Below are 11,006 nucleotides of genomic sequence, written 5' to 3' on the forward strand. Positions count from 1 at the left end.
GCCGTGCAACTACCCTTCCGCACCCGACGCTGCAGCGTAATGCGCGGCAAGATGATCGACCAGCGCGCGCACCTTCGGCGCCAGCGCACGCGCATGGGGATACAGCGCGAAATAGCAGCGCGTGCCACCGTGCCAGCTGGGTAGCACGCGGATCAACCGGCCAGCGCGCAGGTCTTCCTGCACCGTGAGCGCAGTGAACAGACTGATGCCCATGCCGGCCAGCACGGCCGCATGCAGTGCCGGCGTGGCGTCCACGCGCAGTCGTTGACCGGCTTCCACGCTGACGATGGCACCACGCAGCCCGTGCAGCTGCCACGGCGTGATCGCCGCAATCGGGTTGAATGCCAACAACGTGTGGTTCTGCAGATCGGCAACCTGTCGAGGCAGTCCATGCCGGGCCAGGTAGGCTGGTGCCGCAACCAGGATGCGCGGGCAGCGCGCCAGTTCACGGGCGACCAGTTGGCTGTCAGGCAAGGACGGCGCGATGCGCAGGGCGAGATCGAAGCCACCGCCGACCACATCGACCAGCTGATCGTCGGCCGACAGTTCCAGTGCCACCTGCGGATAGCGCGCCAGGAAGCCAGGCAGCCAATGCGGCAACTCCTGGCTGGCGACCACCTGCGGCACGCTGACCCGCACGCGCCCGCTGGGCTGGGCCTGGCCGGCCCGCGCACGGTCATCGGCGGCCTCCAACCGGTCAAGCAGCGCCACCGCCTCGCGGTAGTAGTCGCGCCCGGCCTCGGTCAGCGACAGTCGCCGGCTGTTGCGATCCAGCAGCCGCACCTGCAGGTGCTCTTCAAGTTGACGCAACTGCCGCGACATCGCCGAATGGGTGGTATCCAGCCGCTCGGCGGCGGCAGTGAAACTGCCTGCATCGACGATCGCGCGCAAGGCTCGCAGGGCGGCGAAATGGTCCATCGGGAGGTGACTCCGGTCGGCGGGGCCCGCTCGCTGCGGACCCCGCCAGCTTATCAAGCGTCGTCGCCGGCCTTGCGCACCGGCAAGGCCAGGATCGCCGAGGTGGTCATGACATCGCCAAAGGCATCCTCGATCTGTGCCAGCGACGCTTCATGCAATGCACGATGGCCGATGCTCCCGCCATTAGCCAGATCCAGATCGCGGCTGGCAGAGGCATCGGAGGCGACGATCACCCGATAGCCGCGCGGCGCTGCAGCGGCATCGCGTGCAGCACCGGCAACGCAGGCATGGGTCTGCAGGCCGGTGACGATCAGGGTGTCGACACCGGCGTCCTTCAGCGCCTTGTCCAGCACTGCCGCCGAGGCACCGGCGAACACGCTGACGTTTTCCTTCTGCACCACGGTCTCGCCCTTGCGCGGCTGCATGTCCCGGTGGAACGCCGCGTTGACGCTGCCCTCTGCGAACAGCGGCGCACCGGCCGGCAGCACGTGCTGCACATGGATCACGCGGATGCCGTTGGCATCAGCGAAGTCGACCACGCGGCGCGTCTGCCGCAGGGCCGCCACGCCATCGGGGATGACCATGCGGCCCCCGGCAAAGCCCGCGGCGGCGCCGGCATCGAAGTACTCGTTCTGGAAGTCGATCACCAGCACGGCGGTCTTCATTGCGTCGAGCGAGGTGGCAGCCGGAGCGCCGGCCATATGGCGGATGGTGGGATGGGACGACTCGGCGGCGACGGCCGGGGCGGTGGCGGCCATGCCGATCAGGCTGGCCAGGCCGAAAGCAGTGAGGTTCATGGTCAAGCTCCTGTGCAATGGAAAGTGGGCACAGGATGAGGAGCATTGAACGCACGAACCAGCCGCATTCGAGCACACAATCTGTGCGCTAGTCGCACAGATAATTTTTCTGGCGTTGAGCTTGCGCGACGCTACGAGGTCAGCTTTGCCCCATTGAGCCGCACGATCATCGCGTACTCGCGGCCCAGTACGACTTCGGCGGTATTGCTACCAGCGCGCAGTGCATGCTTCAGGCCCGCCGGATACTTCACCGGCACGCCAGCCAGCGTGTGGACATGCCGGGGAGGAGAATCGACGCTCCTGATGACGAATTCCGCGCAGGCCCCTTCCAGCAGGAGAACCGGCGCCCCTGCCGGAAACTCGATCAACTGCAGTGCGCGCTCCTCGGACCGCCGCATGCTGCGAACGGGCGCCCCATCCCTGCGCAGGCGGCGCAGCGCGCGCTGCGAACGGGACCACGGCCAGTAGAAGACGAAGTAGATGGCCACACCCAGAACGTAAACGGCAGCAGCCGCCAGGATCCACACAGCCGTCTCAGGCATCCATAACATCCTGTCGGTGAAAAATGTGCAGCTCAAAACGCAGACGGGCCGTACAAGGACGGCCCGTCTGCAACTACCCGAGGCCCTGCTGGAAATCGCCTGCGACGATCTGCAGCACGACAGCCGGCCGCTTACAGGCGGCTGGCGATCGCCTTGGCAAAGCCCATCGTGTTGCCGGTGCCGCCGAGGTCGCCGGTCAGCGAATCCTTGGCTTCCAGCGTAGCGACGATGGCCTTGCGCAGGCGCTCGGCATTTTCCGGCTGGCCGACATGGTCCAGCATCTGTGCCGCTGCCAGCAGCAGGGCGCACGGATTGGCCTTGCCCTGGCCGGCGATGTCCGGCGCGGTGCCGTGCACGGCTTCGAAGATCGCCGCGTTCTCACCGATGTTGGCGCCCGGGGCCAGGCCCAGGCCACCGACCAGACCTGCACACAGGTCGGAGATGATGTCGCCGAACAGGTTGGTGGTGACGATGACGTCGAACTGTTCCGGACGCATCACCAACTGCATGCAGCAGTTGTCGACGATCATTTCCTGGAACTCGATGTCCGGGTACTTGGCCGCCACTTCGCGCGCCACGGCCAGGAACAGGCCCGAGGTCGACTTGATGATGTTGGCCTTGTGCACGGCGGTGACCTTCTTGCGGCCGGTGCTGCGGGCCAGCTCGAAGGCGTAACGCACGATGCGCTCGGAGCCCTTGCGGGTGATGCGGGTGCCGGAGAACGCGGTCTCGCCGTCGGCCGACACTTCCTGGCCTTCAGCCAGGTACGCACCTTCGGTGTTCTCACGAACGGTGATCAGGTCGACGTTGTCGAAACGCGACTTGGTGTTCGGGAAGGTGTGGGCCGGACGCACGTTGGCGTACAGGTCAAAGTGGCGGCGCAGGCTGACGTTGATCGAGGTGAAGCCGCCACCGACCGGCGTGGTCAGCGGGCTCTTCAGTGCGACCTTGTTGCGCGCGATCGATTCCAGGGTCACCGCCGGCATCAGATCGCCGTGCTTCTCCAGGGCCACCAGGCCGGCGTCGGCGTCTTCGTACTCCAGGCCAGTCTTGAGCTGGTCGAGCACGAACAGGGTGGCGTCCATGATTTCCGGGCCAATGCCGTCGCCGCGGATGACCGTAATTTTCTGCGTCATTGATCGATGTTCCGAACAGGGGGAAAAACGCCGTCCGGACGTGCCCGGAAACGCCGGCGCAAAGGAAGTTTCACCCGCAATTATGCCTTACCCGGCTCGGAGACCCCAAATAGGCAATTAGTCCGAGCCGGGTAAGGCAGAATTGCCCGCGTATTCCACCTCTACCCCCGCCTGTCGGCGCGCCCCTGCAAACCGCTCTGCGGCTTGCCCGCGCATTCCACCTTATCCCCGCGCCTACCGGCGCGCCCCCTTGAACAACAAGGGGGCTCCTGGTCAGGGAGATCGCGGGGAAGGCCCCTGCGCGCGGGCGGTAGTGCCGGCCGCTGGCCGGCACCACCGGGAAGGGCGCAAGGTCCCGGTTCCCGGCGCTCGTCGGGGTCAGTGCTCGTGCGCTTCGGGGGCGGCAGCGCCACCTTCCAGCTGGTCGAGGAAATCCACGGCGCGGCGCAGGTGCGGGATCACGATCGAGCCACCGACCACCAGACCGACCGAGAAGGTCTCGAAGAACTCCTCACGGGTCACGCCGGCGTCCTTGCACTGGGCCACGTGGTAGCTGATGCAGTCGTCGCAGCGCAGCACCATCGAGGCCACCAGGCCCAGCAGCTCCTTGGTCTTCACATCCAGCGCGCCGGCCTGGTAGGTCTGCGTGTCCAGCGCGAAGAAGCGGCGCACCACCTGGTTCGGCTCGCCCAGGATGCGTTCATTCATGCGCTTGCGGAAATCGGTGAACTCGGCGATCCGGTCCTTGCTGCCGTCGTCGGCCGCGCTCATGCCTGGCCCTGCCCGGCCAGCAGCGGCTCGAGCTTGCCTTCACGATGCAGGGCCATCATGTCGTCGTAGCCGCCCACGTGGACGTCGCCCACGAAGATCTGCGGCACGCTGGTACGGCGGGTCTTGGCCATCATCTTCTCGCGCTCGACCGGGTCCAGGTCGATGCGGACCTCGGTCCATTGCTGGCCCTTGCTCTTGAGGAAGTTCTTGGCGGCCACGCAGTACGGGCAGACGGCGGTGGAATAGATGGTGATGGCGGGGGTAGCGCCGGCGGACTGGGCTGTCACGGGAAACTCCACGATGGATCGACGGTCCATATATGGTACCGGTGCGCTGGAATTTCCACGCCACGCCCGCAACACTGTGGATTGATTAACGAATGGTTGCCCCCTGCCCTGCCACGCTGGCCAGACTTTGCCCGAGGATCGACCGCTTGCGACCCCTGCTGCTCACCGCTGCCCTGACCCTGGCCCTGGCCGCCCCGCTGGCGCAGGCCCAGGAGAAGCTGCCGGACATCGGCTCCTCGGCGGGCGAACTGCTGACCCCGGCCCGCCAGGCCGAGTACGGCGCGATGATGCTGCGCGAGCTGCGCAACTACGGCTACCTGCTGGACGATCCGCTGGTCAACGACTGGCTGCAGACCATGGGCACCCGCCTTGGCTCCAACAGCGACCAGCCGCGCCAGCCCTACACGTTCTTCGTGATGAAGGACCGCCAGATCAATGCCTTCGCCACCCTCGGCGGCTATATCGGCGTCAATGCCGGCCTGGTGCTGACGGCCGAGCGCGAGGACGAGGTGGCGGCGGTGCTGTCGCACGAAATCGCCCACGTCACCCAGCAGCACGTGCTGCGCGGAGTCGAGCGCGCCCAGCGCGACCAGATCCCGATCCTGCTGGGCATGCTGGCGGCGGTGGTCGCCGCCCAGGCCAGCAACAGCTCCTCCTCGGGCAACGCCACCATGGCGGCGATCAGCTCGGGCATGGGCCTGATGCAGCAACGGCAGATCGACTACACCCGTTCCAATGAATCCGAGGCCGACCGGCTGGGCATCCGCACGCTGTCGCGCAGCGGCTACGACGTGGATGCAATGGCCGGCTTCTTCGAACGCATGTCCTCGGCAATGCGCGGCAACGACGGCGGTTACAGCGTTCCCGACTTCCTGCGCACCCACCCGGTCAACACCACCCGCATCAGCGAGGCCAAGGCCCGCGCCGAACAGATGAAGAAGGACACGGTGCTGCTGACCACCCGCACGCCCAGCGGCGAGCGCAGGGAACGGGTGGATCCGGCCGACCCGACCCTGGGCGATCCGCTGCTGCGCGGCATCAACCCGCTGCTGCCCAGCAGCGTGCTGCGGGTTCCGATCGGCCAGCTCAGCCGCGGCGCCAGTGGCGATTTCAACTGGGCCCGCGAACGCCTGCGCGTACTCAGTGCCGACAGCCCGGCCGAACTGCAACGCGAGTACGCCGATCTTGCGCGGCGGCAGAAGGATGGCCTGGACGACGCCCAGCGTTACGGCCAGGCACTGGCCACGATGCGCGGCGGCCGCAGCGGCGCCAGCGAGGCCCGGCAGACGTTGACCGACCTGCTGAAGACCCACCCGGACAGCCTGTGGGTCGCCCTGGCCCTGGCCGAGGCGGAATCGCGCACCGGCCAATCCGCCCAGGCCAATGCGCGCTTCGAGCAGCTGCTGCATGAGCACCCCAACAGCCGGCCGGTGGCCCTGACCTATGCCGAAATCCTGAACGAGCAGGGAGGCCAGGCCGCGGGCCAGCGCGCACAGGCGATGCTGCGTCCGCTGCTGTCGCAAAGCGGTAACGATCCGGTCTTCCAGCAGCGCTACGCCCGCGCCAGTGAACTGGCCGGTGACAGTGTCCGTGCCAGCGAGGCCTATGCCGAGGCGGCATTCCTGGGCGGGCGCCCGGAACAGGCCCTGATGCAGCTGCAGGCACTCAAGCGCAACCCCGCCCTGGACTACGTCGGCCGGGCCCGGGTGGATGCGCGGATCGAGTCGATCACGCCTACCGTGCTCGAGCTGCGTCGGCAGGGTGTACAGGACCCTGACCTGGACCGCCGCTGAGTGCGGCATGACCGGCAGATGGCAGGAATGCCAGATGCCGGCCAGGTAGTCACAAACATGTCATCAAACCGTAGTCTACTGGCACCACTCCAGTAACTGAGCCCTACGGTGCCCTCGTGCAGAAACGCATCCTGATCGTCGATGACGAGCCCGCGATCCGCGAAATGGTCGCCTTCGCCCTTCGCAAGGGCGATTACGAACCTGTCCACGCCGGTGACGCCCGCGAGGCCCAGACCGCCATCGCCGACCGCGTCCCCGACCTGATCCTGCTGGACTGGATGCTGCCCGGCACCAGCGGCCTGGACCTGGCCCGGCGCTGGCGCAAGGAAACCCTCACCCGCGAAGTGCCGATCATCATGCTGACCGCACGCGGCGAAGAGAACGACCGCGTGGGCGGCCTCGAAGCCGGTGTGGACGACTACGTGGTCAAGCCGTTCTCGGCGCGCGAACTGCTGGCCCGCATCCGCGCGGTGATGCGCCGCGCCCGCGACGATGACGAGGACGGCAGCGTGGCGGTGGGCTCGATCCGCATCGACGGCGCTGCCCATCGCGTGTTCGCCAACGACCAGCCGGTGCCGATCGGCCCGACCGAATACCGCCTGCTGCACTTCTTCATGACCCACCCCGAGCGCGTGTACACCCGCGCGCAGCTGCTGGACCACGTGTGGGGCGGCAGCGTGTATGTGGAAGAACGCACCATCGACGTGCATATCCGACGCCTGCGCAAGACGCTGGAACCGTTCAACGCCGAGAACATGGTGCAGACCGTGCGCGGCGCCGGTTACCGCTTCTCCACCGCAACCTGAGCCTCGTCGTGCCGGCGCCGTGCACCCCACGGTGCCTGCGTCGGCAACTCTGCTATAACCCTCGGTTCACCTGCGTGAACCGCCGCAACCCACGACGAGACCGCAATGCCCCGCCACATCCGCTCTGCCTGGTTGAAGACACTGGCCACCGTGGCCATCGTGTTGCTGTTGGCCGGTCTGGTCGGATGGTTCACTGGCCACCTGTGGCTGTGCATCGCGCTGGCGGCACTGGCGACGCTGGTCTGGCACTACTGGCGGCTGCGCCGCGTGCTGCGCCGGCTGACCGCGCGCCAGCGCTGGGACACCGCCGCCGAAGGCACCGGCGTCTGGAACGAGCTGGACCGACTGCTGTACCGCAACCAGGTGGAGATGCGCGTGCGCAAGCGACGCCTGCTGGACATGCTGCGCAGCTATCGCGCCGCCGCCGCCGCGCTGCCCGACGCCGTGGTGGTGCTGGACCGCAACAGCCAGCGCGTGCAGTGGTTCAACGAAGCGGCCACGGCACTGCTCGGCCTGCACCATCCCGGCGATCTGGGTGAGGCCCTGGTCGAACGCCTGCAGCCGATGCCGCTGGCCCACTGGCTGGCCGGTGGCCGCAACGCCGAACCGATCCTGGACGTGCCCTCGCCGGTCGATCCTGCGATCCGCCTGAACCTGCGCCTGATTCCCTATTCGTCCGACTACTGGCTGCTGATCGCCCGCGATGTGAGCAAGCTGCTGCGCCTGGAACAGGTGCGCCGCGACTTCGTGGCCAATGTTTCACACGAACTGCGCACCCCGCTCACCGTGGTCCACGGCTACCTGGACATGATGGACCCGGAGGATTTCCCGGGAACCGGACCGATGCTGGAAGAGATGCGCAAGCAGAGCCAGCGCATGGCCCAGCTGGTGGAAGACCTGTTGACCCTGTCGCGGCTGGAATCGCAGGAACACAGCGAGGCCGAGACGGTGGCCATGCAGCCCATGCTGGCCACGCTGCGCCGCGAAGCCGAGGCGCACAGCCAGGGCCGCCACCAGATCAGCATCGACGACCTGGCCGGCGTGGACCTGCAGGGCTCGACCAAGGAACTGCACAGCGCGTTCTCCAACCTGGTCACCAACGCGGTGCGCTACACCCCGGCCGGTGGCCGCATCGCGGTGGAGTTCCGCCGCGAGGGCGACGGCGTGGTGCTGGCGGTGCGTGACACCGGCTACGGCATTCCCGCCGCGCACCTGCCGCGCCTGACCGAACGGTTCTACCGTGTCTCCAGCAGCCGCTCACGCGAAAGCGGTGGCACCGGCCTGGGCCTGTCGATCGTCAAGCACATCCTCGGTCTGCACCACGCACGCCTGGAAATCGACAGCGAGGTCGGCAAGGGCTCGGTGTTCGCCTGCCATTTCGATGCCGACCACGTGCGACCGCGTGAGTCCGCCCCCCTGACCTCCTTCGAAGAATGACGCCATGAGCAGCCTCGGATCCCTCCCCCTCCCCGTGAGCACGGACAGCGATCCGTTGCGCGACCCGGCGCTGTACATCAACCGCGAACTGTCGCAGCTGGATTTCAACTTCCGCGTGCTGGCGCAGGCAATGGACCCGCAGGTGCCGCTGCTGGAGCGCCTGCGCTTCATGTGCATCTCCTGCACCAACCTGGATGAATTCTTCGAGATCCGTGCCGCTGCGGTCCGCCATGCGCAGGAGTTCGGCCTGCCGCCGGCACCGGATGGCATGAGCCCGCAGGCCATTCTCAACGCCATCCACGAGCGCGCCGCCGAGCTGGTGGACCAGCAGTACCGCTGCTGGAACCAGACGCTGCGTCCGGCGCTGATGGAAGCCGGTATCGGCGTGCTCGGCCGCAACTCCTGGACTCACCGCCAGAAGCGCTGGCTGCGTGCCTACTTCCGCAACGAGATCATGCCGGTGCTGTCGCCGCTGGGCCTGGACCCGGTGCATCCGTTCCCGAAGATCCTCAACAAGTCGCTGAACATCGTGGTGGTGCTGAAGGGCACCGACGCGTTCGGCCGCAGCGGCCACCTGGCCATCGTGCGTGCGCCGCGTTCGCTGCCGCGGATCATCCAGCTGCCGGAAAAACTCGGCGGCCCGCAGAACTTCGTGTTCCTGTCCTCGGTGCTGTCCACCTTCGTGGACGAGTTGTTCCCGGGGCTGGAAGTGCTGGGCGCCTATCAGTTCCGCGTCACCCGCAACTCCGAGCTGGTGGTGGACGAGGAGGAAGTGGAAAACCTGGCCCTGGCCCTGCGCGACGAGCTGGTGGACCGTGGCTACCGTCCTGCGGTGCGGCTGGAGATCGCCCACGACATGCCGCGCGACATCGTCCGCACCCTGCTGCAGAACTTCGGCCTGACCGAGAACGCGGTGTACCGCATCGATGGACCGGTCAACCTCAACCGCATCATCCAGCTGTACGACCTGATCGCGCAGCCGGACCTGAAGTATCCGCCGATGACCCCGCGCACCCTGCGCGACAGCGACGGCATCTTCGAGACCACCGCACGCAAGGACCTGCTGCTGCACCACCCCTTCGACGCGTTCGCTGCAGTACTCGACCTGATCCGCCAGGCCGCGCTGGATCCGAACGTGCTGGCGATCAAGCAGACCCTGTACCGCACCGGCAAGGATTCATTGATCGTCGATGCGCTGATCCAGGCCGCACGCGCCGGCAAGGACGTGACCGTGGTGGTCGAGCTGCGCGCGCGGTTCGATGAAGAAGCCAACCTGGGCCTGGCCGATCGGCTGCAGGAGGCCGGCGTGCAGGTGGTGTACGGCGTGGTCGGCTACAAGACCCACGCCAAGATGCTGCTGATCGTGCGCCGCGAAGGCCGCAAGCTGCGCCGCTACGTGCACCTGGGCACGGGCAATTACCACAGTGGTACCGCACGCGCGTACACCGACCTGAGCCTGATCACCGCTGATGCCGACATCGGCAACGACGTGCACCTGCTGTTCCAGCAGTTGTCCGGGCTGGCCTCGAAGATGAAGCTCAAGCGCCTGCTGCAGTCGCCCTTCACCCTGCACACCGGGATCCTGGCGAGGATCGAGCGCGAGACACGCGTCGCTGCCGCCGGGCGACCAGCGCGGATCATCGCCAAGATGAACGCCCTCAACGAAGCGCAGGTGATCCGTGCGCTGTACGCCGCCTCGCAGGCGGGGGTGCAGATCGACCTGATCATCCGCGGCGCCTGCACCCTGCGCCCGGGCGTACCCGGCGTGTCGGACAACATCCGCGTGCGCTCGATCGTCGGCCGCTTCCTGGAACACAGCCGGGTCTACTGGTTCGGCAACGACGGCGCACCGGAGCTGTACTGCGCCAGCGCCGACTGGCTGGAGCGCAACCTGCTGCGCCGGGTGGAAACCTGCTTCCCGATCCTCGACCCGGCACTGGCCAAGCGGGTTTACCGCGAAGTGCTGCAGAACTACCTGGACGACAACCTCAACGCCTGGGAGCTGGATGCCGAGGGCATCTACCACAAGCGCGCACCGGCCCACGACGAAGCCCCGCATTCGGCACAGATGGCGTTGATGCAGGGACTCTGACCCGGTAGGTGCCGACCTTGGTCGGCACGTTTGGGTGCATCCACGCATGGCGTGGATCTGCCGTGTCGACCAAGGTCGACACCTACCAATAGCCGCAGCGACCTGTCGAAGGTCGACAGATGCAGGGTCTTTGATCCGGTAGATGCCGACCTTGGTCGGCACGTTTGGATGCATCCACGCATGGCGTGGATCTACCGCGTCGACCAAGGTCGACACCTACCAACAGCCGCGTGAACCTGTCGAAGGCGGGGTGGGTCCGGTTGCGGGGGCGTGAGCGCCATGGATGGCGCGACCGAGCTTACAGGGACGTACTTGCAGCGTCCCCCGCAACCGGACCCACCCCGCCAACCCACGGATATCTCGCCTTTGACGTTGACGTTGCTTCGGCCTCTGCAGGTGCAGGGCGCAGCCCCGCCGCACTCCCCCC

At 67.0% G+C, this 11,006-nt stretch carries 10 protein-coding genes; 4 read left to right on the forward strand and 6 right to left on the reverse strand.

What is annotated here, in order from left to right:
- Positions 1–9 precede the first annotated feature (9 nt).
- The 6 genes from GIW57_RS02295 to grxC all read right to left on the reverse strand — a co-directional run bounded on the left by GIW57_RS02295 (position 10) and on the right by grxC (position 4,451).
- Positions 10–918, reverse strand: a complete 909-nt coding sequence (locus GIW57_RS02295; RefSeq protein ID WP_236509054.1) for a LysR family transcriptional regulator — start codon at positions 916–918, stop codon at positions 10–12.
- A gap of 53 nt (positions 919–971) precedes the next feature.
- The gene (locus GIW57_RS02300) at positions 972–1,715 is read right to left on the reverse strand and encodes a cysteine hydrolase (protein WP_236509055.1); all 744 of its coding nucleotides are present in this window, start codon (positions 1,713–1,715) and stop codon (positions 972–974) included.
- Between the two features lie 131 nt (positions 1,716–1,846).
- The gene (locus GIW57_RS02305; protein WP_100463320.1) at positions 1,847–2,257 is read right to left on the reverse strand and encodes a hypothetical protein; all 411 of its coding nucleotides are present in this window, start codon (positions 2,255–2,257) and stop codon (positions 1,847–1,849) included.
- A 131-nt stretch (positions 2,258–2,388) separates the two neighbouring features.
- Positions 2,389–3,393, reverse strand: coding sequence for an isocitrate dehydrogenase (locus tag GIW57_RS02310; RefSeq protein ID WP_100463316.1), 1,005 nt, complete (start codon positions 3,391–3,393; stop codon positions 2,389–2,391).
- A 378-nt stretch (positions 3,394–3,771) separates the two neighbouring features.
- On the reverse strand, positions 3,772–4,164 hold the full coding sequence (locus tag GIW57_RS02315) for a carboxymuconolactone decarboxylase family protein (RefSeq protein ID WP_046986956.1): 393 nt from the start codon (positions 4,162–4,164) through the stop codon (positions 3,772–3,774).
- The gene (grxC, locus tag GIW57_RS02320) at positions 4,161–4,451 is read right to left on the reverse strand and encodes a glutaredoxin 3 (RefSeq protein WP_025878124.1); all 291 of its coding nucleotides are present in this window, start codon (positions 4,449–4,451) and stop codon (positions 4,161–4,163) included. The genes GIW57_RS02315 and grxC overlap by 4 nt, the downstream gene beginning before the upstream one ends.
- 92 nt (positions 4,452–4,543) lie before the next feature.
- Here grxC and GIW57_RS02325 point away from each other — a divergent pair, with 92 nt between their 5' ends.
- The 4 genes from GIW57_RS02325 to ppk1 all read left to right on the forward strand — a co-directional run bounded on the left by GIW57_RS02325 (position 4,544) and on the right by ppk1 (position 10,579).
- Positions 4,544–6,244, forward strand: coding sequence for a M48 family metalloprotease (locus tag GIW57_RS02325; protein ID WP_202908256.1), 1,701 nt, complete (start codon positions 4,544–4,546; stop codon positions 6,242–6,244).
- Between the two features lie 116 nt (positions 6,245–6,360).
- The gene (gene phoB / locus GIW57_RS02330) at positions 6,361–7,050 is read left to right on the forward strand and encodes a phosphate regulon transcriptional regulator PhoB (RefSeq protein ID WP_089239076.1); all 690 of its coding nucleotides are present in this window, start codon (positions 6,361–6,363) and stop codon (positions 7,048–7,050) included.
- A gap of 105 nt (positions 7,051–7,155) precedes the next feature.
- Positions 7,156–8,487: a phosphate regulon sensor histidine kinase PhoR gene (gene phoR / locus GIW57_RS02335; protein ID WP_100463308.1), complete on the forward strand. Its 1,332-nt coding sequence runs from the start codon at positions 7,156–7,158 to the stop codon at positions 8,485–8,487.
- A gap of 4 nt (positions 8,488–8,491) precedes the next feature.
- Complete coding sequence (gene ppk1, locus GIW57_RS02340; protein WP_236509056.1) at positions 8,492–10,579, forward strand: polyphosphate kinase 1; 2,088 nt, start codon at positions 8,492–8,494, stop codon at positions 10,577–10,579.
- Positions 10,580–11,006 lie beyond the last annotated feature (427 nt).

The organism is Stenotrophomonas sp. PA-6-5C, assembly GCF_021605635.1.
In the GTDB taxonomy this organism is placed as follows: domain Bacteria; phylum Pseudomonadota; class Gammaproteobacteria; order Xanthomonadales; family Xanthomonadaceae; genus Stenotrophomonas; species Stenotrophomonas lactitubi.